The organism is Streptomyces sp. NPDC050549 (genome assembly GCF_040655035.1).
Classification (GTDB): domain Bacteria; phylum Actinomycetota; class Actinomycetes; order Streptomycetales; family Streptomycetaceae; genus Streptomyces.
The window spans coordinates 31,485-54,331 of record NZ_JBFAJD010000017.1 but is presented as its reverse complement, the minus strand read 5'-3'; the positions used below and the strand labels follow the sequence as shown (position 1 = coordinate 54,331).

At 72.4% G+C, this 22,847-nt stretch carries 17 protein-coding genes and 1 pseudogene; 7 read left to right on the top strand and 11 right to left on the bottom strand.

Features of this window, described 5'->3' with window-relative positions:
- Nucleotides 1-39: 39 nt before the first annotated feature.
- Nucleotides 40-768 (bottom strand): IclR family transcriptional regulator, encoded by a 729-nt coding sequence (locus AB0I51_RS24500; protein WP_362978449.1) that lies wholly within the window; start codon nt 766-768, stop codon nt 40-42.
- A gap of 256 nt (nt 769-1,024) precedes the next feature.
- Between AB0I51_RS24500 and AB0I51_RS24495 the strand changes: the two genes are divergently transcribed.
- The 3 genes from AB0I51_RS24495 (at nt 1,025) to AB0I51_RS24485 (ending at nt 6,110) form a co-directional block, all read left to right on the top strand.
- Nucleotides 1,025-1,726, top strand: a complete 702-nt coding sequence (locus tag AB0I51_RS24495; protein WP_362978447.1) for a haloacid dehalogenase-like hydrolase — start codon at nt 1,025-1,027, stop codon at nt 1,724-1,726.
- A 198-nt stretch (nt 1,727-1,924) separates the two neighbouring features.
- Complete coding sequence (locus AB0I51_RS24490) at nt 1,925-3,088, top strand: exonuclease SbcCD subunit D (RefSeq protein WP_362978445.1); 1,164 nt, start codon at nt 1,925-1,927, stop codon at nt 3,086-3,088.
- A gap of 31 nt (nt 3,089-3,119) precedes the next feature.
- Nucleotides 3,120-6,110, top strand: a complete 2,991-nt coding sequence (locus tag AB0I51_RS24485) for an SMC family ATPase (RefSeq protein ID WP_362978443.1) — start codon at nt 3,120-3,122, stop codon at nt 6,108-6,110.
- Here the strand turns inward: AB0I51_RS24485 and AB0I51_RS24480 are convergent.
- A complete protein-coding gene (locus tag AB0I51_RS24480) occupies nt 6,104-6,559 on the bottom strand; it encodes an Lrp/AsnC family transcriptional regulator (RefSeq protein ID WP_362978441.1) in 456 nt (151 codons plus the stop codon). The two genes, AB0I51_RS24485 and AB0I51_RS24480, sit on opposite strands and share 7 nt — an antisense overlap.
- Before the next feature lie 126 nt (nt 6,560-6,685).
- On the opposite strand from AB0I51_RS24480, the gene AB0I51_RS24475 reads away from it, so the two are divergent.
- Both AB0I51_RS24475 and AB0I51_RS24470 read left to right on the top strand, forming a co-directional pair.
- Nucleotides 6,686-7,126, top strand: a complete 441-nt coding sequence (locus AB0I51_RS24475; RefSeq protein ID WP_362978439.1) for a rhodanese-like domain-containing protein — start codon at nt 6,686-6,688, stop codon at nt 7,124-7,126.
- Between the two features lie 105 nt (nt 7,127-7,231).
- Nucleotides 7,232-7,750 carry an immunity 21 family protein gene (locus tag AB0I51_RS24470; protein ID WP_362978437.1) on the top strand — a complete coding sequence of 173 codons (519 nt, stop codon included), beginning with the start codon at nt 7,232-7,234 and terminating at the stop codon, nt 7,748-7,750.
- A 37-nt stretch (nt 7,751-7,787) separates the two neighbouring features.
- On the opposite strand, the gene AB0I51_RS24465 is transcribed toward AB0I51_RS24470, so the two are convergent.
- Both AB0I51_RS24465 and AB0I51_RS24460 read right to left on the bottom strand, forming a co-directional pair.
- Entirely contained in the window at nt 7,788-9,479 is a 1,692-nt protein-coding gene (locus AB0I51_RS24465; RefSeq protein WP_362978435.1) for a DUF885 domain-containing protein, read from the bottom strand.
- 33 nt (nt 9,480-9,512) lie between these two features.
- Nucleotides 9,513-10,007: an Lrp/AsnC family transcriptional regulator gene (locus AB0I51_RS24460; protein WP_362978433.1), complete on the bottom strand. Its 495-nt coding sequence runs from the start codon at nt 10,005-10,007 to the stop codon at nt 9,513-9,515.
- 42 nt (nt 10,008-10,049) lie between these two features.
- On the opposite strand from AB0I51_RS24460, the gene AB0I51_RS24455 reads away from it, so the two are divergent.
- On the top strand, nt 10,050-11,315 hold the full coding sequence (locus AB0I51_RS24455; RefSeq protein WP_362978680.1) for a PLP-dependent transferase: 1,266 nt from the start codon (nt 10,050-10,052) through the stop codon (nt 11,313-11,315).
- On the opposite strand, the gene AB0I51_RS24450 is transcribed toward AB0I51_RS24455, so the two are convergent.
- The 5 genes from AB0I51_RS24450 to AB0I51_RS24430 all read right to left on the bottom strand — a co-directional run bounded on the left by AB0I51_RS24450 (nt 11,284) and on the right by AB0I51_RS24430 (nt 20,251).
- On the bottom strand, nt 11,284-12,738 hold the full coding sequence (locus tag AB0I51_RS24450; protein ID WP_362978431.1) for a GNAT family N-acetyltransferase: 1,455 nt from the start codon (nt 12,736-12,738) through the stop codon (nt 11,284-11,286). The two genes, AB0I51_RS24455 and AB0I51_RS24450, sit on opposite strands and share 32 nt — an antisense overlap.
- A gap of 144 nt (nt 12,739-12,882) precedes the next feature.
- Nucleotides 12,883-15,564, bottom strand: coding sequence for a DUF6493 family protein (locus AB0I51_RS24445; protein ID WP_362978429.1), 2,682 nt, complete (start codon nt 15,562-15,564; stop codon nt 12,883-12,885).
- A complete protein-coding gene (locus AB0I51_RS24440; RefSeq protein ID WP_362978427.1) occupies nt 15,561-16,964 on the bottom strand; it encodes an SWIM zinc finger family protein in 1,404 nt (467 codons plus the stop codon). Before AB0I51_RS24440 ends, AB0I51_RS24445 begins: the two co-directional genes overlap by 4 nt.
- 140 nt (nt 16,965-17,104) lie before the next feature.
- The gene (locus AB0I51_RS24435) at nt 17,105-18,688 is read right to left on the bottom strand and encodes an alkaline phosphatase D family protein (RefSeq protein WP_362978425.1); all 1,584 of its coding nucleotides are present in this window, start codon (nt 18,686-18,688) and stop codon (nt 17,105-17,107) included.
- A 105-nt stretch (nt 18,689-18,793) separates the two neighbouring features.
- Entirely contained in the window at nt 18,794-20,251 is a 1,458-nt protein-coding gene (locus tag AB0I51_RS24430) for a PLP-dependent aminotransferase family protein (protein WP_362978423.1), read from the bottom strand.
- On the opposite strand from AB0I51_RS24430, the pseudogene AB0I51_RS24425 reads away from it, so the two are divergent.
- A pseudogene (locus AB0I51_RS24425) lies at nt 20,242-21,135 on the top strand (DMT family transporter); the annotation flags it as partial. The gene AB0I51_RS24430 and the pseudogene AB0I51_RS24425 sit on opposite strands and share 10 nt — an antisense overlap.
- 45 nt (nt 21,136-21,180) lie before the next feature.
- Here the strand turns inward: AB0I51_RS24425 and AB0I51_RS24420 are convergent.
- On the bottom strand, nt 21,181-22,011 hold the full coding sequence (locus AB0I51_RS24420; RefSeq protein ID WP_362978421.1) for an alpha/beta fold hydrolase: 831 nt from the start codon (nt 22,009-22,011) through the stop codon (nt 21,181-21,183).
- A 110-nt stretch (nt 22,012-22,121) separates the two neighbouring features.
- The gene (locus AB0I51_RS24415) at nt 22,122-22,775 is read right to left on the bottom strand and encodes an NAD(P)-binding domain-containing protein (protein WP_362978419.1); all 654 of its coding nucleotides are present in this window, start codon (nt 22,773-22,775) and stop codon (nt 22,122-22,124) included.
- Nucleotides 22,776-22,847 lie beyond the last annotated feature (72 nt).

The following is a 22,847-nucleotide window of genomic DNA, read 5'->3' as shown; positions in this document are numbered from 1 at the left end:
ACAGGGGAGTTGAGAGTTTCCTGTGGGGACCCGGCCGCCTCAGGGACGATCCGTGTCGCCGAGGCTGCGGGAGATCGAGCGCGCGCAGGTCCGCGCGGCGGAGACCAGGGAGGCGCGCACCGGGCCGTCCGCGCAGACCCGGTCGGCGGACCCCGTGACGCTCACCGCCGCGACGGCGGCCCTCCGCCGGTCGCGGATCGGTACGGCGATCGACGCCGTGCCGTCCCGGGCCGGTCCGGGGACGCAGGCCCAGCCGCGGTCCCTGACGGCCGCCGGGCTGTCGCCGAAAGCCGCCGAACCCGGGGGCGGCTCCTGCGGCTCGGACGCGTACGCGCCCAGGACCGCGCCCAGCGCCGTTCCCCCGAGGGGCACGACCGTGCCGGTCTCCAGGACCTGCGGTGTGTTGTCGGGGCGGAAGACGTGATGGACGATCAGCACCCCCGACCGGTGCGGCACGCCGACGTGCACCGCCTCACCGGTACCCCGGGCCAGGTCGTCGGCCCACGCCAGGGCATGGGCCCGCAACTCGTGGGTCTGGAGATACCTGCCGCCCAGCCGCGCCAACTCGGCGCCCAGCCCGTACTTGCCGGACACCGGATCCTGCTCGACGAGGCCCTCATGGCGCAGTGTGCGAAGGATGCCGTACACCGTGCCCTTCGGCAGACCGAGCGAGGCAGCGGCCTCGGAGAGACCGAGCCGTCCCTCACCCGTGGCCAGCAGCCGTAACAGCGCGGCGCCTCGGGACAGCGACTGGATGGGACCTGGCATGGAGTGAGTGTGGCATGCATCAATGCCATGCGGAGCGGGGTAATCGAGACGCGGGGAGACCGGAACGCGGTAGGGGATACACGTGGAACGCCAAGCTCAGCCATGCGTGCGCGCGGGCCGTCGACAATGGCGCGCGGGCAACGGGCCACCTCGCACCACCACGTGCCAGGGCCTGCGCCGTTCCCACTACCGTGGGGCGGACAACACCCGCGCCCAGCACATCGGTACCAGCCGTCCCGGACTGTGAGGAGCGAGCATGAGCAGATTGCGGGACGAGCGGAGAGCTCCTCGGGCGGTCGCCTTCTTCGACGTCGACGGCACTCTGGTCCCAGGAATCTCCTCGGCCTACTTCCTGGCCGAGCGGCTCGGGCACGGCGACCAGGTGGCCGAGGCCGAGGCGGCCTGGGACGCGGGGCTCGTCGGCGCGCGGTACGTCGAGGAACTGGACGCACGTGGCTGGGCGGGGACCAGCGAGACGCAGGTCCGCCAGTGGCTGTCGGACCTGCCCCTGGTGCAGGGCATCGCCGAGGTCGTCCACTGGTGCCGGAACCATGACGTGGTCCCCGTTCTCGCGACCCTCGCCTGGGATCCGGTGGGTTCCTACCTGCGCACGACATTCGGGTTCGCGGACTCGTGCGGTACGCGCCTGGAGACGCGGGACGGTGTGTTCGCCGGACGGGCCCTGGACTCGTACGACGAGTACGTCAAGCGAGACTTCGCTCATCGCGTGGCGATGCGCCACGGCCTGTCGTTGGACCGGTGCGCGGCAGTGGGCGACAGCAAGTCCGACCTCCCGCTCTTCGACGAAGTCGGCTGCGCCATCGCCTTCAACGCGGATCCCGGGGCTCGTGCCCGGGCGCACGCCGTTGTCGACAGCGGTGATGTCCGCGACGTGCTGCCGGTGCTGAGCAAGTGGCTCTTCGGTCCCGCCACGCAGGCCCGCCTCCCCGGAGGGTGAATTTTTGCGATATGTCCAACTGTGAGGTGGCGGGCATTCCTGACGGTCCGCCGCCCGGTGCCGGGCCGCGGTGCGAGGCCTGTGGGAAATCAGGTGCCGACAGGCGTTAGCGTGGTGGGTGCCGACCGGCGTGCCCATGCTGGTCGGTGCTGGGTCCAGGGGCGTCACAAGGGGAAACGTGCAGGTCGGATCGGTTTCATGAGAATTCTGCACACTTCCGACTGGCACCTGGGCCGGGCCTTCCACCGCGTGAACATGCTCGGCGCCCAGGCCGACTTCGTGAGCCACCTCGTCACCACCGTGCGCGAGCGCGCCGTGGACGCCGTGGTCGTGTCGGGAGACGTGTACGACCGTGCCGTACCGCCGCTGGCCGCCGTCGAGCTCTTCGACGACACCCTGCACCGGCTCGCCGACCTCGGCGTGCCCACGGTGATGATCTCCGGGAACCACGACTCGGCCCGCCGCCTCGGCGTCGGTGCGGGACTCATCGACCGCGCGGGCATCCATCTGCGCACCGTGCCGTCGGCCTGCGGGACGCCCGTGGTGATTTCGGACGCGTTCGGCGACGTGGCCCTCTACGGCCTGCCGTATCTCGAACCCGCCCTGGTGAAGGGCGAGTTCGGGGTGGAGAAACCCGGGCACGAAGCGGTGCTGGCCGCCGCCATGGACCGCGTCCGCGCCGATCTCGCCGGCCGCCGGCCCGGCACCCGGTCCGTGGTCCTCGCGCACGCCTTCGTCACCGGCGGCGAGGCCAGCGGCAGCGAGCGGGACATCACCGTCGGCGGGGTCGCCGCCGTACCGGCCGGTGTCTTCGACGGCGTCGACTACGTGGCGCTCGGGCATCTGCACGGCTCCCAGACCATCACCGGACGTGTGCGCTACTCGGGCTCACCGCTGCCGTACTCCTTCTCCGAGGCCGACCACCGCAAAAGCATGTGGCTCGTCGACCTGGACGCCGACGGGACCGTCGCCGCCGAGCGCGTCGACTGCCCGGTGCCGCGTGAACTGGCCCGGATCCGGGGCATGCTGGAGGACCTGCTCGACGATCCGGAGCTCGCCCGGCACGAGGAGGCCTGGGTCGAGGCGACGCTCACCGACCCGGTGCGCCCGGCCGACCCCATGGCCCGGCTCATCGAGCGCTTCCCGCACACCCTCAGCCTGGTCTTCGACCCCGAGCGGTCCCCGGACGACCCCGACGTGTCGTACGCCAGGCGCCTCGCGGGCCGCAGCGACCAGGAGATCGCCGACGACTTCGTGGCCCATGTGCGCGGCGCCGGACCCGACGAGGACGAACAGACCGTGCTCCAGGAGGCGTTCGACGCGGTGCGCGCGGACGCGGTGGTGCGGGAGGTGACGCCGTGAACGCGCGGTCCTCGGCAGGAGAGGGTGTGCGATGAGGCTGCACCGGCTCGACCTCACCGCCTTCGGGCCCTTCGGCGGCTCACAGACCGTCGACTTCGACGAACTGTCCTCCGCCGGCCTCTTCCTCCTGCACGGCCCGACCGGCGCCGGCAAGACCTCCGTCCTCGACGCCGTGTGCTACGCGCTCTACGGCTCGGTGCCCGGCGTCCGCCAGAGCGGCCAGGGGCTCACCCTGCGCAGCGACCACGCGGCGCCCGCCACCCGCACCGAGGTCCGGCTCGAACTGACCGTCGCCGGGCGGCGGTTGGAACTCACCCGGCAGCCGCCCTGGGCCCGCCCCAAGAAGCGCGGCACCGGCAGCACACTGGACAAGGCACAGAGCTGGCTGCGCGAGTACGACGCGACGGCCGGCGACTGGAAGGACCTCACCCGCTCGCACCAGGAGATCGGCGAGGAGATCACGCAGCTGCTCGGGATGAGCCGGGAGCAGTTCTGCCAGGTCGTGCTGCTGCCCCAGGGTGAGTTCGCGCGGTTCCTGCGCTCCGACGCCGAGGCGCGCGGCAAGCTGCTCGGCCGGCTCTTCGACACCCACCGCTTCGCCGAGGTCGAGAAGCGGCTCGCCGAGCGTCGGCGCACCACCGAGGCCCAAGTCCGCCAGGGCGACGCAGAGTTGCTGGCCGACGCACACCGCATGCAGCAGGCCGCCGGGGACGCCATGGAGCTGCCGGACCTCGCACCCGGCGAACCCGGCCTCGCCGCCGAGGTGTTGGGCGCGGCGGCGGTCGCCCGCAGTACGGCCCGCGAACAGCTGACCATCGCGCACAGCCGCCTGGCCGCCGCCGAGTCCGCCCGGGCCGCCGCCGAGCGGGAGCTTGCCGATGTACGTGAACTGGCGCGCCTGCAACAGCGGTTCGCGCAGGCGCGGGAGCGGGCCGCGCTCCTGGAGGAACGCGCCGACGGTTATCGACAGGCGCAGGCGCGGATGGAGCGGGCGCGCAAGGCGGAGGCCGTGGCGCCGGCGCTGGAGCTGCGGGAGGCCGCCGACGCCGAGCACCGGGAAGCCGCCCGGGCCGAGGCACGCGCGCGCGACCTGTTGCCGGAGACCTTCGCGGACGCCGGAGCGGCCGGGCTCACCGCCGCCGCCCGCCGGGCCGCCGAGGAGCTGGGCGGCCTGGAGTCGGCCCGCCGCGCCGAACAGCGACTTGCCGAACTCGGCGTGGAACGGGCCGAGTTGGACCGGCAGGAGCGCGCCGACGAGGATGTACGCCAGGAGGCCGAGGCCTGGCTCGCCGGGTGGGACACGAACCGCGCGGAGCTGCGGACGCGGATCGAGTCGGCCCAGGAAGCAGCCAACCGGGCCGAACAGCTCGCAGCGCGCCGCGAGCCCGCCGAGCGCCGGCTCCGGGCGGCCCGGCAGCGGGACCAGTTCGCCGCTGACACCGAGGACGCCCAGCGACAGGTCCTCGCCCGCGCCGAACGCGCCGTCGAGACCCGCGCCCACTGGCTCGACCTCAAGGAACAGCGGCTGAACGGCATCGCCGCCGAACTCGCCGCCCACCTCACCGACGGCGAACCCTGCGCGGTCTGCGGTGCTTCCGAACACCCCGCGCCCGCCCGCAAGTCCGCGGAACACGTCGACCGCGCGGCCGAGGAACAGGCCCTCACCGCTCACCAGCGCGCCGAGGAACAGCGCACCGAGGCGGAGCGCCGCCTCGGCGTCGTACGGGAAGCGCTCGCCGCCGCCACGGCGGAGGCGGGGGACACGCCGACCGGTCAACTCGCCGACGAAGTGGCGGAGTTGGAGCGGTTGTACGAGCAGGCGCGCCGGGACGCGTCCTGGCTGCACCCCGCGACCGAGGAACTGCGGCAGGCCGAGCAGGAGCACGACCGGCGGACCGGCATCCAGCAGCAGGCCGCCCTCAGAGCCGCCTCCCGTGCGACCCTCCGCGACACCCTCGACCGCGAACGCGCCCTGCTGGAAGAGGAGTTGGCGCAGACGCGCGGCACTGCCGACAGTGTCGCGGCGCGCGCCGCCCAGCTGGAGCGGCAGGCCGCGCTGCTCACCGACGCCGCCGACACCGCACGGGTCGCCGAGGACACCGCGCAGCGCCTCAAGGACGCCGACGCGCGGCTCGCCGACGCCGCCTTCCGCGCCGGGTTCGAGACCCCGCGGGCGGCTGCCGACGCCCTCCTCGACGACAGTGCCCATCGCGAACTCCAACGGCGCCTGGACGCCTGGCAGTCCGAGGAGGCCGCCGTACGGGCGGTCCTCGCGGAGGCCGACACCGCCGCAGCCGCCCAGCAGCCGCCCGCCGACCCGGACGCGGCGGAGCGGGCCGCGAGCGCGGCCGAGCGGCGGACCCGGGACGCGGCCTCCGCGCGCGACGCGGCGGCCCGGCGCTGCACCGAACTCGACCGGCTCTCCACCCGGTCGGCGGCCGGGGCACGTCAACTCGCGCCGCTGCGCGAGGAGTACGACCGGGTGGCCCGCCTCGCCGCCCTCACCGCAGGCACCTCGGCGGACAACGAACGCCGGATGCGGCTGGAGTCGTACGTCCTCGCCGCCCGCCTGGAACAGGTCGCCGCCGCCGCGACCGTACGGCTGCGGCGCATGTCGTCCGGCCGCTACACCCTCGTCCACTCCGACGACCGGGCCGGGCGCGGCCGCAGCGGACTCGGGCTGCATGTCGTCGACGCGTGGACCGGGCGGGAGCGGGACACGGCGACGCTGTCCGGCGGTGAGACGTTCTTCGCCTCGCTCGCCCTCGCGCTCGGACTTGCGGACGTCGTCACCGACGAGGCCGGCGGGGTCCGGCTCGACACCCTCTTCATCGACGAGGGCTTCGGCAGCCTCGACGAACAGACCCTCGACGAGGTCCTCGACGTCCTCGACTCGCTGCGCGAACGGGACCGCAGCGTCGGCATCGTCAGCCATGTCGCCGACCTGCGGCGGCGCATCCATGCGCAGCTGGAGGTCGTGAAGGGGCGGGCCGGGTCGGCCGTACGCCAGCGGGGTCAGTAAGGTCGGCGACCCAGTGGGCGGCGGGGGAGCGGTGAGGAGTAGACGACGCTGGTGGTGACCGAGCCCAGTGCGCCGATCCGCCCCGACACCTCCTCCAGATGGCGCATCGAGCGGGCCGCGACCTTGATCATGAAGCAGTCGTCGCCCGTGATGTGATGCGCCTCCAGGATCTCCGGCGTCAGCGCGACCAGGTCGTGGAACGGCTTGTAGTTGCCGTTCGGATAGCGCAGCCGCACGAACGCCAGGATCGGCAGGCCGAGCCGCTCCGGGTCCACGACCGCCGTGTACCCCTGGATCACCCCCGCCTCCTCCAGCCGCCGCACCCGCTCCGTGACAGCGCTCGCGGACATGGACACGGCACGGGCCAGCTCGGCGAAACCGGCCCGGCCCTCCCGCTGGAGGACGTCGAGGATGCGCCAGTCGGTGGCGTCCGGGGAATACGCGGTCATTCCTGAGAAATAGCAGGGGAATCCCCGGCAGATCAAGGAGGACGCCGGGAATCGTCACTTCAGGTGCCCGGTCGCCGACCGTAGATTTCCGGGTGTCAGGACACCTCGGTGAAAGGCCGGTCATCCATGAGCAGCACCACCCCCGCGGCGGCCGCCGCCCACTTCCGCGCGAGCCTCGCCTTCCACACCGACGTCTCCGATGTCGCCGCCGCGCTCGCTTCCGGTGACCCCGCTTTCGTCCTCGTGGACTCACGCTCCACCGAGTCCTGGGACCAGGGCCACATCCCCGGAGCGGTTCACCTCCCCACCGCGCTCATCCCCGAAGAGGCCGGGCGGCTCCTCGGCAGGTCCGTGCCGGTGGTGACGTACTGCTGGGGCCCCGGCTGCAACGGCGCCACCCGTGCGGCCCTCGCCCTCGCCGAACTCGGTCACCAGGTAAGGGAGATGCTCGGCGGCTTCGAGTACTGGGTGCGCGAGGGCTTCGAGTTCGAGACCTGGCAGGGGCGGGAGCGACGCCCGGCCGACCCGCTGACGGCGCCGGTCGGCGCGGACGACTGCGGCTGCTGAAGCCGGGGCCCGCACGCGAACGGGCCGTACCCGCAGGCGAGTTGGCGGCGCGCGCGGCGGCTCGAACCACGAACATGTGGGCTCGCTGTGCGTTAGGTTCTGCCCATGGCGCGATACGCGGAGCCGGACACGGCGGTGCAGTGGGTGGAATCGGGCGGCGGGCCGCTCATCGCGGTACCGGAGACGGTACTGCCGTTCTGGACGGGAGCGGACGGCGACGAACTGGCCTCGGACTACGACCGGGCGTGCGAGGTCGGCGGCTGCGTCGGCCTGCTGCCGGTGGGGGACAGCGCGGCCCTGGTCCTGGGGGACGAACCCGCCTCGACGTCCTTCCTGCCGGAGCACGGCACCTTCGTACGGTGGTGTGCCGCGGACTCCGAGGACGAGGTACTGGCCGGCGTGCCCGCTGCGCTCGCCACCGCGACCTGGGAGAACGAGGTGCGGTGGGACGTTCCCGGACCGCTGGTGCTCTTCGACTCGGCGTGGCCCGGGCGGGACTCCGAGGGCACCGAGCACCTGAAGGTCGACCTGGAACCGGGACGGTACGCCGTCCGCGCGGGCCGAGCCCAGCCGGGTCCGGAGACCTGGCTGGGCCTTGTGCAGCTACGACGACTTCCCAACTGACCTGGGGTTGAAGGGACTTCGGCCCCAGGTGCTGGCGTCAGAGCTGCGACAACTCGTCCACCAGGTCGTCAAGGCCGAGCGAACCTTGCGACAGCGCGGCCATGTGCCAGGCCTTCAGGTCGAAGTCGTCGCCGTGCCGCTGCCGCGCGTTGTCCCGGCCCAACAGCCAGGCCCGCTGGCCGAGTTTGTAGCCGATGGCCTGGCCCGGGATCGTGAGATAGCGGGTCAGCTCGCTCTCCACGAAGTCCGCCGGACGGCTGCTGTGCGACCCGAAGAACTCCTGCGCCAACTCCGGCGTCCACCGCTCACCGGGGTGGAACGGCGAGTCCGCCGGGATCTCCAGCTCCAGATGCATGCCGATGTCGACGATGATCCGGGTGGCTCGCATCATCTGCCCGTCCAGGAAGCCGAGTCGCTCCTCCGCGTCGGTCAAGTAGCCCAGCTCGTCCATCAGTTGCTCCGCGTACAGCGCCCAGCCCTCGGCGTTGGCGCTGACCATTCCGACGGACGCCTGGTAGCGGGACAGGTCCTCGGCGACATGCGCCCACTGGGCGAGCTGGAGGTGATGGCCGGGAACGCCCTCGTGGTACCAGGTCGAGACGAGGTCGTAGACCGGGAACCGCGTCTGTCCCATGGTCGGCAGCCAGGTGCGGCCCGGCCGCGAGAAGTCCTGCGAAGGGGACGTGTAGTACGGCGCCGCCGCACTGCCCGGGGGCGCGATCCGCGACTCCACCCGCCGTACCCGCTCGGCCAGTTCGAAGTGGGTGCCGTCCAGCTCCTCGATCGCCCGGTCCATCACACCCTGGAGCCAGTCACGGACCTCGTCGACACCCTCGATGTGCCGCCCGTGCTCGTCGAGATGCGCGAGCGCCACCCAGGGGGTCTCGGCGCCGGGCAGGATCTTCTCGGCCTCCCGCTTCATCTCCGCGAGCAGCCGGTGGTACTCGGACCAGCCGTACGCGTACGCCTCGTCGAGGTCCAGCTCCGTACCGTTGTAGTAGCGCGCCCAGCGTGCGTACCGCTCGCGGCCCACCGTGTTCGGCGCGCCCTCGATCGCCGGTGCGTACACGTCCCGCAGCCAGTCCCGCAGTTGCACCAGGGCCGCGGTCGCCCCGCGGGCGGCCTCGTCCAGCTCGGCGTGCAGGGACTCGGGTCCGGCCGAGGCGAAGTCCTCGTACCAGCCGCGTCCCTCGCCGCCCGGGTCCGACCACTCGGTGAGCTGGCCGATGAACGTGGCCGTCGGGCGCGGGCCCGCGAACAGCTTGCGGTCCAGGCCCAGTTGGAGGGACTCGCGGTAGCCGGCCAGCGCGCCGGGCACCGCGCGCAGCCGCTCGGCGATCGCCGCCCAGTCCTCCTCGGTCTGCGCCGGGGTCACCGTGAACACGTCACGCACCGAGTGCGCGGGGGTGTGCATGTTGCCCACCTCGCGCAGACCCTCGTCGGTGTCGTGCACGCCGAGTGCGGCGGTCAGCCGCTCGCGCAGCAGGCGCGCGCACCGGCGCTCCACACCACTGTCCGCGCCGGGTCGGCGCTCTGCCTCGTCGAGCTTCGCGAGGGTCGCCCGCTGAAGCTCCGCGAGTCGTTCCTGACCTGCGGGGGAGAGATCGGGCAGCCTGCTCGAACTCTCCTTCACGCCGAGATACGTACCGATGACCGGGTTGAGGGCGATGAGATCGTCGACGTAGGTGTCGGCGACCTGCCGGGGCAGCGGAGTAGGGGTCTGCGACATGGGGACCATCCTCGTACCTGGGACTTCTCCCCGTCACCCCGATTCAGCTACGGGCGTGGCAAGGGGCAGCAAGGGCCCGCAGTCCCACTGCTGGAAGATCAACCGGGTCTCCACACGCGCCACTTCCCGCTGTGACGTGAACTCGTCCAGGACCAGACGCTGCAGATCCGCCATGTCGGCGACCGCCACATGCACGAGATAGTCGTCGGGCCCGGTCAGATGGAACACGGTCCGCGACTCCGGCAACGCCCGGACCCGCTCCACGAACGGCCCTACCAACTCCCGCCGGTGCGGCCTGACCTGCACCGACAGCAGCGCCTCCAGACCGCGCCCCAACTTCGCCGGATCGAGCCGCAGTTGATGCCCGAGGATCACGCCGGCCCGGCGCAACCGCGCCACCCGGTCCAGACACGTCGAGGGCGCGACCCCGATCTGCGCCGCGAGCTCGCGATACGTCGCCCGGGCGTCGTTCTGCAGCAACCGCAGCAGATGAAGATCCACCGGATCCAGTACGACAGAGTCTGTCATTCATCGAACGTAGCACGGAGATCTGGCATGCAGACCCGCCCGATGTTCACCCTTCTCCCCATGGACACAACGAGCCTGCATCCCTCCCCGGCCCGCCGGGCCCTGGACACCGAAGCCGTGCACGCCGGCCGTGACGACCTCGCCCGGCAAGGCCTGCACGCCCCGCCCATCGACCTGTCGACCACCTACCCGTCGTACGACAGCCGTGGCGAGGCCGCCCGCATCGACGCCTTCGCCACCACCGGCGCCGAACCCGACGGTCCGCCCGTCTACGGCCGCCTCGGCAACCCGACCGTCGCCCGCTTCGAAACCGCCCTCGCCCGCCTCGAAGGCACCGACAGCGCGGTCGCCTTCGCCAGCGGCATGGCGGCCCTGACCGCCGTCCTGCTGGCGCGCGCCTCGACGGGGCTGCGCCATGTCGTGGCGGTACGACCCCTCTACGGCTGCAGCGACCACCTGCTCACCGCCGGGCTGCTCGGCTCCGAGGTGACCTGGACCGACCCGGCGGGCATCGTCGACGCGCTGCGCCCCGACACCGGGCTGGTCGTCGTCGAGTCACCGGCCAACCCGACCCTCGCCGAACTCGACCTGCGCGCCGTCGCCCACTCCTGCGGCTCGGTGCCCCTCCTCGCCGACAACACCTTCGCCACCCCCGTCCTGCAACGCCCCGCCGAACACGGCGCGCGCCTCGTCCTGCACAGCGCCACCAAGTACCTCGGCGGGCACGGCGACGTGATGGCGGGTGTGGTGGCCTGCGACGAGGAGTTCGCCGGGCGACTGCGCCAGATCCGCTTCGCGACCGGCGGGGTACTGCATCCGCTGGCCGGCTATCTGCTGCTGCGCGGTCTTGCGACCCTGCCGATCCGGGTACGGGCCGCTTCCGCGACCGCCGCCGAACTCGCCCGCCGCCTCTCCGCCGACCCGCGCGTGGCCCACGTCCACTACCCGCGCATCGGCGGCGCGATGATCGCCTTCGAGGCGCATGGCGACCCCCACGAGATCATCGCGGCCGTCCGACTCATCACCCCGGCGGTGAGCCTCGGCAGCGTGGACAGCCTGATCCAGCACCCGGCGTCGATCAGCCATCGGGTGGTGGGTGAGAAAGACCGCAGGAGTGCCGGGGTGAGCGACCGACTGCTGAGGCTGTCGGTGGGCCTGGAAGACGTCGAGGACCTGTGGTCGGATTTGGACAGGGCGCTTGCGCCCGTCCCGAGCGGCGCGGGCAACTGCGCGACCAGCCACAACGCACCCGCACCCGCCAACTCAACCGCGACTGCTACGGCGCTTCGGCCCTCCCGAACTCGGTAACGTCCACAGAAGCCACAGCGGTATCCAGCCGAGCCGTGACCACCAAGGTCCCCTCCTCGATCTGATAGTCGAGCGGCAGCTCAAGCCCCCGCATCGCCGCGACCATCCCCGTGTTGGACGCCTGTGTCACGGCATACACGCTCTCGCACCCGGCCTCGACGGCCATCCCCACCAGCCGTCCCAGCAACTCGCTCCCGATCCCGCGCCGTTGCCAGTCGTCCTCGACGAGCAGCGCGACCTCCGTCTCGTCCCCGTCCCACAGGAGGTGACCGAGTCCGACGATCCGTCCCGAGGCCGTCTGCACGGCGAGCGTCCGCCCGAAGCGCGGGGAGAGCAGGTGGTTGAGGTAGCGGTCGGCGTCACCGACCGGCCCGTGGTACCGCATGCCGAGCGTGCGCGCGGAGCAGCGCTCGTGCATCTCCCGCGCCGCCTCCAGGTCGCCGGTGTCCGCGCGCCGCACGGTGATCGCGTTGCCTTCGGGCAGGGTCAGCACGTCCTGGCTGCGCGGGATGCGCGGACCGAGCCGGGCGTCCAGCTCCACCAGGGCCCGCGCCCGGGCGAACTCTGTGGGCGTGAACGGCAGATACGGCCGCTCCACTGTGATCACTCCGCCTTCCGGCGCCCGCAGGCGCATCACCGTGTCCTCCAACGCCCCCTCCGTCGGCACCGATTCAAGCTCGCGTCCCTTGGCCGAAGTGGCCGCGGGCAGTGAACGGATGGTGCACCGGCCCAGCAACTGCCGCAGCGCCAGCGGCAGTTCCGCCGCGTCCAGGGCCGTGCGGGTGGCCAGGCCCAGAACCCGGGTCGGTGCGTCCACCAGATCGTGGGCGTCGGCCCGCTCGATCCAGGTGCTCGAACCACCGGCCGCCGCCACCACCCGGGTGATCTCGGAGGCCGCGACCTCGCCCGGCGCCCGCAGCAGGAACTCGTCCACCGTGCCCTCGGCCAGCGGATGCGTCTGCAGGCTCAGGATGTCGACCTGCCGTCCGGCCAGCGCCGTGCACAGCGCGGCCAGCGACCCGGGCGCGTCCCGCACCGTGGTCCGCATGCGCCACAGCGTGGCCGGCTCGGCGACGCCGTCGGGCGCCACGGACGACTGCCGGGACTCCGACTCGGACTCGCTCGGGGACTCCTCCGATTCGGAGGGCCCGGCCTGCCGCACCCGCGCGGCCGACCGGGCACCGGTATCGCCCGTGGGAGGCGCATGACCGTGGCGGCGTGACCACCATGTGTGGAACCCCGCCGTGGCGATCAGCGCCAGCGCGGAGATCGCCAGCAGTACCGGGCCCTCGGGCCCGTGCCCCACCAGATTCGCCACGACGTCCGCCACCGCGACCGCCGTGAACAGCGCCGCCAGCTCCACCAGGTCGCGCCGCCAGTGGTGCACCGGACGCCCGTGCCTGGCACGCGTCACATCAGACATGTCTCGACTCATGCAACCACTGTGAAGGAAGGGTGTTGCGTGATCACGAACGCTCTGTGACCGACCGGTAAAAGCGTGGTTCTGTACCTTTTGCAGTTCTTTTTACGAATGTGCTGCTCTGAAGGTCAGCGCCGGCGTCCTACGTCATGCGGCCACCCCCGCCACCAGCGCACTGCGCAGCCGACGTGCCTGCATGACCAGTCGGGACGAGCCGGTCCGGTCCGCCGTTTGCGCCAGATGGGGAAGCTCGCCCCCAGCCCCGGACCGCTCCGCGCACTCGGCGGCCACGGCCAGCAGGTCCCCGAGCCCTCGCGCCGGCGCGGGCTTGACGCCCCAGTCGAGATCGGCGAGCAGCGCGGCAAGGGTGTGCCGGAGGATCCCCCATATGCTCGTGTTCGCCCCGGTGGCGGCCCCCGTCCGCATCGACTCGGCGAGCCGCGAGGGCTTCACCGCCCCGCTCCGCACCAACTGCCCGAGATCCGTGCCCAGTCGGGCCCCGTCCAGTTGCCCCCGTGCCGCGAGCACCAGCAACGCGTCCACCGCGGCGAGCCGGTCCTCGGGGTGCCGGGCGCCGAGCCCGTACGCCAGACACAGGTGCGTCGCCTCACCGGCCACGCCGTCGGACTCGGCCAGCAGTGGAAGTACGGCGGCAGCGCCCCGGGCGTCGTCCACGGCCGCGGCGGACACCTCCCGCACTATCCGCACCGCCACCAGCTCGCGCAGCTCGGGAAGTATCGCGAGCCAGTGCTGCTGCATGTCCCGGTTCCAGTGGTAGCAGTACCAGCGCTCGCCGTAGACCGTCGTCGGCCGCCCCAGCTGCCGGAAGCCCGCCGGGAAGTCGGCCTGCAGCGAGAGGAGTTCACCGAATTCGAGCTCGACGCGGGCCCCGGCGGAGCGTCGTCTGCTCGTAGGCAGCACTGGCCCCCCGGACGACAGCCATCGGGCGAGCCGGACGCCCTCCGCCGTACCGAGCTCCGCCGCGCGCTCGGCCGCTGCCACTGCCGTCGCCCGGTCCCCGCGACGCACCCGCAGCAGCGCCTGCGCGAAGTCCGCCGCCGAGACCCGCACGCCCAGGCCCCGACAGGAGTCGAGCCTGGCCACCAGCTCGTTCGGCTCCAGCAGGCCGGTGCTCCAGCTGGGGGTCGACAGCAGGAACGGCAGCGGCTCCGCGCGGATGCGGTACGCCACCTCCCAGACGCGTGCCTCGAAGGCCCGGGACAGAGGGCTGTGTCCGCACACCCGGGACCGGGAACCGTCGTGCTGGACGGCGTCGTGGAGCGTGGCGGTGTGCACCCTGTTCCGAAGGGTGGCCAGCAGGAGGTCGAGACTCTCCGCCACGCCGTTGAGTCCGTTGTGTTTCCTGCTGAAGTGGTTGTCCGCACGGACGCTCTCTGTATCGGGACTGTCCCACCAGCGGCGCGCGAACACCGGCCCCAACGCCTCCAACAGAGCGTCCCGGTCCTGGTAGGCATGACGGACGAGCCCGTCCAGCACGCGCTCGAACGTCGGCACATCGCCGTTGGAGCCGTTGGAGCCGTTGGACGCCAGCAACGCCCCCACTTCCTCGGCGAGTTCGACCGCCGACTCGGGTGCCGGCGCGAGGCGGGCTGTCACCGGGGGAGGCGGAAGCACTTCCTCGTGAACCGCCGCAGCAGCTGTCACCGGCGCCGCCCCCAGCGTCTCGACCGCGCGTGAGCGCAGGGAGGGGACCAACTGGTCGGCCGCCGCGGCGAGTTCGGCCCGTACCTCGGGTGAGTCGACCTTCTTGAGGTGCCGCTCGACCAGTTTCAGCGCCCGTTCCTGCACCTCCGTGTCCGTGTGCCCGAAGGCGAACGCGAGGGCGGGCAGCACCTCGGCGGCGGCCGACGCATCCCGTGCCAGCACCTTTCCCAGCAGCACGAGTTGCGCCCGGACGAGCTTCTTCTCGGACCTGAACAGCACCGCCTCGGACATCTCCGCCAGCCGGCGCGGCGCCAACTCCCCGTCCAGAGCGAGGGAGCCGAGCACCCCCTGGGCGTGCGAAGCCACGGTGGGCACCGCGTCCGAGGCCAGCGCCAGCCAGTCGGCGGTGTGTTCCCGCTCCTCCTCGCGAGTGAGGGCGAGCCCCTTCAGCACGCGCAGGAACGCCCGGTGATCGAGCGTCGACCCGCCCCGCAGCAGCCGGGCCACACAGGCGTCCACCGTCCGCTTCCGGTCCAGGGCGCCCTCGACGGTGAGCCGGGCGATCGCGTCGACCCAACCGTCCACGCTCTCCCTTGAGGACCACTCCATGGGGCCGGCGACGTCGTTCGTCTCGAACAGCGCGGCCATCAGTTCCGTGAGGTGAGGGTCCTTGCGCAGTCGCTCGAACAGGGTGTCCCCGAGCTGCCACAGCTGACCGGTGTGCGACACCCAGGTCTGCACATAGGTCTCCGTCGTCGGCACCGGACAACCGGAGAGCCGGACCAGACCGGCCATCAGCTCGTACGACACGCCGGCGGAGGCCGGACGCCCGGCGAGGCGGTGTGTCACATCGGCCAGCCAGGAGGCATCGCGGTCGCCCAGGATGTGGATCAGCAGTGCCGCCGAGGACTGCGACCAGCGCATGTCGCTGGCGGCGATCCAGCTTGCCGCCGCAGCCGCCCCCGTCTCACAGGCGGCACCGGCCGCGTGCAGCGCCGGATAGACATGGTGTGACGGATGCCCCCACGGCGCGTTGCGCAACTCCTTGCGGAGGGCCTTCAACTCCGGCAGGAACGCCCGGCGTTCGGCATCCGTCAGCCCGTCGAGCAACCCCACCACCTCGGCGGTCCGCCCCGCCCGCACCGCTTCCATCAGCGCACTCATCGCACACCCCCGTCGACCCGCACCATGTCCCGCTCAACCGCGGCACCTCGCCGCACCATCCGCACCGCCAGCGCGTGCTTGCACGGCCCGCGCCCGCCCCGGTACTTCGCCCACCACACGCAGCTGCAACTCAGCACCCCCGCCTCGTCACGCACCCGGTGCACATGACCGTCCTCGGCCGTCACCGTGCCGATCGCACCCTCCAGACGCACCGCGCCCGCAGACACCAGCGCGAGGGCCGAGCCCAGCCGCGGATTGTGACGCTCCACGCGCTGCGCCTCGTACGGCAGTTCACGGTGGAAGTAGGCCGCTTCCGCCGTGTCGTACCCGACGCGCCCGGAAGTGCCCAGCCGGATCAGCGCGGCGTGGACCCGCTCGGAGGTGAGCCCCGAGGCGGCGGCCAGGTCGGCGACGTCGATGCGGGGTTCCCAGGCCAGCAGCACGGAGATCAACTCGGCGTCCTCACCGGCCTCGTCGGCCGCGAGCGCGTCCAGGACCCCGCCCTCGCCGGAGAAGCCGCGCGACGCGTCCGGCGACAGAGTCAGGGTGAGCCGCATCCCCGGAAGGACGGCTTCCCACGCACTGGCCGTGGCGGCGGCACCGATGACGGAGGGGCCGTAGATCCGCAGGGCCGTCGCGTGGCGCAGGACCCGCTGGAGGGCGATCAGCCGCTCCGGGCCCGGCAGGCACACCGCGCCCGGGACGGGACGGGTGGTGGGGCGCAGGCCGCGGCCCGCCGGTACGACCCAGCGGGGGCCGCTCGTGGCGCCGCGCGCGCCGGCCTTCGGGAGCGAGCGCAGGAAGCGGACCGCCTCCGCCGCGGGCAGCTCGGCCTTCAGGTCGAAGCCGGCCGCTATGACCTGGGCCTCCGCGAAGCCGCGCAGCCAGCGGTCCGGCAGCGGCACCTTCTTCTCCAGCACCGGGCCGTCCAGCGTGGTCACGGCCAACTCCTCGGGGCCGACCCGGAGATGGAGCGGATCGTCCGAGCCGATCCGCGACAGGGCCTCGCGCAGGGGGTTGTTGACGTCGACGTTGGTCGTGCCGTGTCCCACCTCGCCGCCGTCGAGACCGGGGCCGAGGACGTCCAGTCGCGCGTACACCCCGCCGCAGCCGGAGAAGGACTCGAAGCGCAGCCGGTCACCGCCCGCCGTCACCACCGGGTCGAGCGAGGCGGCCAGTTGGCGCTGGTAGTACCGCGCACCCGCCACGTCGGCCACCGCGAGCAGCGCCGCCGAGGCGGCCTGAGGCGAGGTCAGGAAGCCCGCGAAGAAGCGCGGATGGTCGGTGACACCCGAAGGAGTCGCCCCCTGCGAAGTCTCGAGCCCGAGGCGCCGCGCACCCGCCGACGACTCCAGCGCGGAGGGTCGGCGATAGGTCACGGCCTGCAAAGATCGCGTCATGGAAAAACCGTAGAGGCCGCCACTGACAATCGACCTGACCTGCGAAAACGCGGTCCGTGCGCGGATGTTGGCGCGCCGCGAGACGCACCGCGCACCGGGGGATGACGCCGGTGCGCGGTACAGGTTCGAGGGTAGTGGAGTTACTGACCGACCCGGCCCGGCTGAAGGGTCTGTGTGAACAGCACGGTGCCGTCCGACTCGCGCAGACGCACCGTCAGTTCCCCGCTGTGGCCGTCGATGTCGACCTCGCCGAAGAACTGGTAGCCCTCGGCCGGCGACACGTTCGCCACGGTCGGCGCCTTCACGAACACCCGCTCGGGACCGAAGGTGTTGTCGAGGTCGTTGGCCGGGAAGGCGCCTGCGTTCAGCGGACCGGAGACGAACTCCCAGAACGGCTCGAAGTCGGTGAACGCGGCCCGCGAGGGCTGGTAGTGCTGGGCGGAGGTGTGGTGCACGTCCGCCGTCAGCCACACGGTGCCGGTGATCCGCCGGTGCTTGATGTACCTGAGCAGCTCGGCGATCTGCAGCTCACGCCCCAGCGGCGCGCCCGGATCGCCCTGCGCGACCGCCTCGATGTTCGCCTTGCCCTCGGTGGCGTCGGGCACGACCAGACCGAGCGGCATGTCGGCGGCGATCACCTTCCACACCGCACGCGACCGCGACAACTCCCTCTTGAGCCAATCCAGTTGCTCACGGCCGAGGATGCCCTGCGGGTCCACGGTCTGCTTGTCGGGCGAGTTGGCGTTGCGGTAGGTCCGCATGTCCAGGACGAACACGTCGAGCAGCGGACCGTGCCGCATCACGCGCTGGACGCGACCCTCCTTCGCGCCCGGCCGCAGCGTCGAGACCGGGAAGTACTCGCTGAACGCACGCCGGGCGCGCACCGCCAACGCGTCGACGCTCTTCTCCGTGTAGCGGGTGTCGGTGGCGGCGATCACCTCGCCGGGGTACCAGTTGTTGCGGACCTCGTGGTCGTCCCACTGGATGACCGACGGGACCTGGGCGTTGAACCGCTTGAGGTTCTCGTCGAGCAGGTTGTAGCGGAAGTTGCCGCGGAACTCGGCCAGGGTCTCGGCGACCCTGGACTTCTCCTCGGTGGTGACGTTCCGGTACAGGCTGCCGTCGGGCAGGACCTGGGTCGCGGTGATCGGACCGTCGGCGTAGATGTTGTCGCCGCTGCACACGAAGAAGTCCGGGTCGAGCTTGGCCATCGCGTCGTAGATGCGGTAGCCGCCGAGGTCGGGGTTGATGCCCCAGCCCTGGCCCGCCAGGTCACCGGACCACAGGAAGCGCACGCCGCGCCGCCCGGTCGGCACCGTACGGAAGGTGCCGGCGACCGGTTCGCCGGTGCGGCGCGGGTTGTCGGGGTCGGCGAGCAGGACCCGGTAGTGGATCTGCTGCCCCGAGGGGAGTCCGCGCAGCCGGGTGGTGCCGGTGAAGTCGGTGTCCGGGCCGAGCAGCGGACCGTGCCACCGGTGCGGATTGCGGAACGACTCGGTGGCCGAGGTCTCAACGATCATCCGGGCCGGGCGGTCCGAACGTACCCACACCAGACCGGAGTCGGAGGTCACGTCCCCCGCCTGCACACCCCAGCCCGCCTTCGGACGTCCGGACAGGGCGAAGGCGGGCGCGGCGCCGAGGGCGGCGGGCACGGTCAGGGCCGCCGACGCGGCCAGGGTGCCGCGCAGGACGCTGCGGCGGGCGGGGAACGGACGATGCGACATGGGGTTGCGCCTCCACGGACGGGATGCGGTCAGGGTGCACCGCCACAACTACTGGTGCGCCGCAGCGCGCACGGAAACCACGGGTGAACAACGGAACGCGTGACATCAGAGGCCGTCCGGGTGCAGGGTGCCGGCCATCAGACGTACACCCGCGCGGATCCGGCCCGGAGACAGATGCGCGTACCCCAGGACCAGCCGTACGACCGCGTCGTCGGCACGCGCGTGTGCGTAGGCGGTGAGCGGGCGCACCGTGACACCGGCGGAGGCTGCCCGTTCCAGGAAGTCGTCCCGGGGGCCGTACTTCGCCGGGAGTTCGGCGATGACGTGCAGTCCTGCGGCGATCCCGGTGACCTCCGCTCCCGGGAGGTGTTCCTCCAGGGCGGCGACCAGGGTGTCACGCCGCTGCCGGTAGGCACGCTGGCAGCGGCGCAGTTGGCGGTCGTAGTCGCCGCGCTCCAGGAAGCGGGCGAACAGCGCCTGGTCGAGGGTCGGGTGGCCGAGATCCATGGTCCGCTTGCGCTCTACGACCTCGTCGGTCAGTGATTCAGGCACCAGCAGCCAGCCGAGCCGCAGTCCCGGGGCGAGCGATTTGCTGACCGAGCCCGCGTAGGCGACATGCTCCGGGTCGAGGCCCTGGAGCGCACCCACGGGGGCCCGGTCGTAGCGGAAGTCGCCGTCGTAGTCGTCCTCGAAGACCAGGCCGTCCACCGACCGTGCCCAGTCGAGGAGTTGGGCCCGCCGCCGCGCAGAGTAGGCGATGCCGGTCGGGAACTGATGGGCGGGCGTCGCCACCACGGCCCGCACGCCGGACGTCCGTAGTGGCCCGATGGCCAGGCCTTCGTCGTCCAGGGGCAGCGGTACGGTGCCGACGCCCGCCGACGCGTACAGGGCGTCGTGCTGCGGGCTGCCCGGATCCTCGACGCCGACGGTAAGCATCCCGCGCGCGTGGAGCACGAATCCGAGCAGAGACGTCGCCTGCGCCACCCCGGATACCACGATCAGCCGCTCCGGATCGGCGACCACACCCCGGCGGCGCGCCAGCAGTTCCGCGAGCGCCGCACGCAACCGGGGCAGCCCGCGCGGATCGGGATAGCCGAGCAGGTCGTGCGGCGATTCCGCCAGTACACCGCGCTGCGCGGCGGCCCAGGCGGCGCGCGGGAACAGCGACAGGTCGGGTGTTCCGGGCACGAAGTCGACCCGGGCGCCGGGGGAGCGCGGTGCGAGATCACGCGCGCGTGGCCGCGCCGACCGCACGGCACCACCCACCCAGGTGCCCGCACCCCGGCCGCTGCGCAGATACCCCTCCGCCGTCAACTGCTCGTACGCCTCCGTGACCAGCCCCCGCGACACCCCGAGGTCGGCCGCCAGGTCCCGGCTCGACGGCAACCGCGTGCCCGGTGCCAGCCGCCCCGAGCGCACCGCCTCGCGCAACGCGGCCTGAAGCGAACGGCCACGCGTGCGTGCCGGTGCCGAGACGGCGGGCAGCAGCAGCTCCCACGCGGCGGAACCTGTCAGACCCTCCGGATCGGTCGGCCCCTCCGGATTGGTCCGCGATGACGTCATGGAAGTGGACCTTAAACCGGACCGCCACGCTCCCTGGCGTCGCCGCCATGACCGCAACCGCCGCCCGCGGCGCCCCACCCGCCGCCTTCGCCTGCGTCCTCGTCGGAGCGTCCTTCACCGCCAACAGCGTTCTCGGCCACTACCCGTACGCGGGCGGCCAGTTCCTGCGCTACGGCCTCGCCTGCCTGCTGCTGCTCCCCTTCACCGGCAGGGACGCGACGGCCCGGCTGCGGGCGCTCAGGCCACGTCAATGGGTCCGACTCGCACTGCTCGCGGCCATCGGCATGGTCGGCTTCAACCTTGCCGTCGTCGCCGCCGAACAGAGTGCCGAACCGGCCGTCCCGGGCGTCTTCGTGGGCTGCGCCCCCGTGGTCGTCGCGACCCTCGTCCCACTTCTGGAGGGACGCCGTCCGCGCAGGACCGTGCTCTACGGGGCGTCGCTCGTCGCCGTCGGCGCGTTCACTGTCCAGGGGTGGGGCCGTACGGACGCCGCCGGAATCGCCTTCTCCGGGTGCGCGCTCGCGGGCGAGGTGGGCTTCGCGGTGCTCGCGGTGCCCGTGCTGCGCCCCCTGGGGCCGCGGTTGTTGTCGGCCACCGTGTGCGGTGTGGCCGCGATCGAGGCGGCGACGGCCGGGCTGCTCCTCGACGGGACCGGTTGGGTGCGGCGCCCCGATGCCACCGAGGCCGCCGCTCTGCTGTGGCAGGCGGCGGTCGTCACGGTCGTCGGCTTCGTGTGCTGGTACGTGGGCCTGCGGCGTATCGGCGCGGAGCGCGCCACGCTCTTCTCCGGCCTCATCCCGGTCGCGGCGGCCGCAACCGCGCCGCTTGTCGGAACAGGCTCCTACGGGGCGGCCCAGGCCGTCGGCAGCGCCCTCGTCGGCGCCGGAGTGGCCCTGGGATCAGGTGCGTCGGCGCGGCTCACGTACCGGTCAGCGGCTGCCGTCCAGGATGACGCGGGCGACCAGCGCCGGGTCGTCGCTCATCGGGCAGTGCCCGCAGCCGGGCAGCCGTACGAGCCGCGCACGCGGGATCAAGTGCTTGGCCCGGACGCCCTGGCGGCGCAGCAGCAGCCGGTCCTGGGTACCCCAGGCCACGGTGACCGGCAGGCCGGGGAGGTCGTCGGTGAACTGGACCGTCGTACCGGCCCGGAGCGTGTCGTCGAACCCGGGGGCGTTGACCAGCGCGAGCGTCTCGGCGACCACGGCCTCGGGTGAACGGCGGCCCGGGCGGGCGTAGATGGTGCTCGTCAGGGCGGTGCGGCCGGCCGCCGTGCGGGACAGGCGCTCGACCATCGGGAGCGGCATCCGGCGGGCGATCTGCCGCATGGTGAGCAGCACCCCGAAGGCGTAGCGGCGCTCGGCCTCGGACCAGAACCCGGCAGGGGAGAGGGCGGTGACCGACCGCACGACCTTCTCGCGGCCCAGCTCCAGGGCCAGCAGACCACCGAGCGAGTTGCCCGCGATGTGCGGACGATCGAGCCCCAGCGCCTCGCAGAACGCACTGAAGACGGCGGCCGTCGTGGACAGGTCGTACGCGAGCCCCTCCGGCAGCGCGGGGGAGGCGCCGAACCCGGGCAGGTCCACGGCGATCACGTCCCGCTCGGTCGCCAGGATGTCCACCACCGGGTCCCAGGCCTGCCGGTGATGACCGATGCCGTGCAGCAGGAGCAGCGGTTCGCCGCTGCCCACGCGCGCGTAGGACAGGGTCACGGTCCGCGGGCCGTGCGGAGAGGGGACCGGGAAGGAGACGGTGGCGGACATGGGGGTGCTCCTCGTCTGGAATCGCTGACAGACGCCGTACAGGCCGTGTAGACAGCTTGTCAGCAAAAGCTACCGACTGGTAGCCCCCATCGCCGCGGACCTCGCGGCCCTCAACGCGCGCTGCGCACCTCAAGGTTGAACTCGGCGTGCCCGAGGCTCCGGAACAGGCTCACCCACAGCGGCAGCACCATCTCCACGGCGCGCGCCGACTCGATGCCGCCCAGGTCCAGCACCCGGTGCGCGGGCCAGCCGAACTCCCCCAGCAGGGCCGTCACCCGCGCCTTGGCCTCCGCGTCCTCGCCGCAGACGAACACCTGGTGCTCGCCCGGCACGAGTGAAGGGTCCACCATCACCTGGCAGTTCACGGTGTTGAGGGACTTCACCACGCGCGCGCGGGGGAAGGCGCGCTGGATCTGCTCACCCACACTGTCCGACTCCACGGGCGACAGCCTGAGTCGGCCGTCCTCGAACGCCAGAGGATTGGAGGCATCGAGGACGACCTTGCCGTCGAGATGCTCCGCACCGGCTGCCTCCAGCGCGGCGAGCGCCACCCGGCCGCCCACCGCGTTCACGATCACCTCGCCGGCCGCGGCGGCCTCCGCGAACGTACCGGCACCCGCTCCGGTACCCGCGCTCTCGGCCCACTTCGCAGCGGCCGGGTTGTCCTTCGTGCGTGAGCCGAGGGTCACCTGATGCCCCAGCTCGACCAGCTTGCCGGCCAGGGTCTGGCCGACCTCGCCCGTGCCCAGTACCGCGTACCGCATCGCCACCTCCGGAGGGGGCCGCCGGACGCCGTCGGCCCGTGGCCAATTCTGCTCCGGGACACACGGTTTTCT

What these genes read in the sequence shown, in the direction of transcription:
- AB0I51_RS24495 (WP_362978447.1), top strand. Translation starts at nt 1,025, where the DNA reads ATGAGCAGATTGCGGGACGAGCGGAGAGCTCCTCGGGCGGTCGCCTTC.
- AB0I51_RS24415 (WP_362978419.1), bottom strand. Translation starts at nt 22,775, where the DNA reads ATGCGGTACGCGGTACTGGGCACGGGCGAGGTCGGCCAGACCCTGGCC.
- AB0I51_RS24445 (WP_362978429.1), bottom strand. Translation starts at nt 15,564, where the DNA reads ATGAGTGCGCTGATGGAAGCGGTGCGGGCGGGGCGGACCGCCGAGGTG.
- AB0I51_RS24430 (WP_362978423.1), bottom strand. Translation starts at nt 20,251, where the DNA reads ATGACGTCATCGCGGACCAATCCGGAGGGGCCGACCGATCCGGAGGGT.
- AB0I51_RS24455 (WP_362978680.1), top strand. Translation starts at nt 10,050, where the DNA reads ATGTTCACCCTTCTCCCCATGGACACAACGAGCCTGCATCCCTCCCCG.
- AB0I51_RS24465 (WP_362978435.1), bottom strand. Translation starts at nt 9,479, where the DNA reads ATGTCGCAGACCCCTACTCCGCTGCCCCGGCAGGTCGCCGACACCTAC.
- AB0I51_RS24460 (WP_362978433.1), bottom strand. Translation starts at nt 10,007, where the DNA reads ATGACAGACTCTGTCGTACTGGATCCGGTGGATCTTCATCTGCTGCGG.
- AB0I51_RS24490 (WP_362978445.1), top strand. Translation starts at nt 1,925, where the DNA reads ATGAGAATTCTGCACACTTCCGACTGGCACCTGGGCCGGGCCTTCCAC.
- AB0I51_RS24485 (WP_362978443.1), top strand. Translation starts at nt 3,120, where the DNA reads ATGAGGCTGCACCGGCTCGACCTCACCGCCTTCGGGCCCTTCGGCGGC.
- AB0I51_RS24435 (WP_362978425.1), bottom strand. Translation starts at nt 18,688, where the DNA reads ATGTCGCATCGTCCGTTCCCCGCCCGCCGCAGCGTCCTGCGCGGCACC.
- AB0I51_RS24475 (WP_362978439.1), top strand. Translation starts at nt 6,686, where the DNA reads ATGAGCAGCACCACCCCCGCGGCGGCCGCCGCCCACTTCCGCGCGAGC.
- AB0I51_RS24450 (WP_362978431.1), bottom strand. Translation starts at nt 12,738, where the DNA reads ATGTCTGATGTGACGCGTGCCAGGCACGGGCGTCCGGTGCACCACTGG.
- AB0I51_RS24500 (WP_362978449.1), bottom strand. Translation starts at nt 768, where the DNA reads ATGCCAGGTCCCATCCAGTCGCTGTCCCGAGGCGCCGCGCTGTTACGG.
- AB0I51_RS24470 (WP_362978437.1), top strand. Translation starts at nt 7,232, where the DNA reads ATGGCGCGATACGCGGAGCCGGACACGGCGGTGCAGTGGGTGGAATCG.
- AB0I51_RS24440 (WP_362978427.1), bottom strand. Translation starts at nt 16,964, where the DNA reads ATGACGCGATCTTTGCAGGCCGTGACCTATCGCCGACCCTCCGCGCTG.
- AB0I51_RS24480 (WP_362978441.1), bottom strand. Translation starts at nt 6,559, where the DNA reads ATGACCGCGTATTCCCCGGACGCCACCGACTGGCGCATCCTCGACGTC.
- AB0I51_RS24420 (WP_362978421.1), bottom strand. Translation starts at nt 22,011, where the DNA reads ATGTCCGCCACCGTCTCCTTCCCGGTCCCCTCTCCGCACGGCCCGCGG.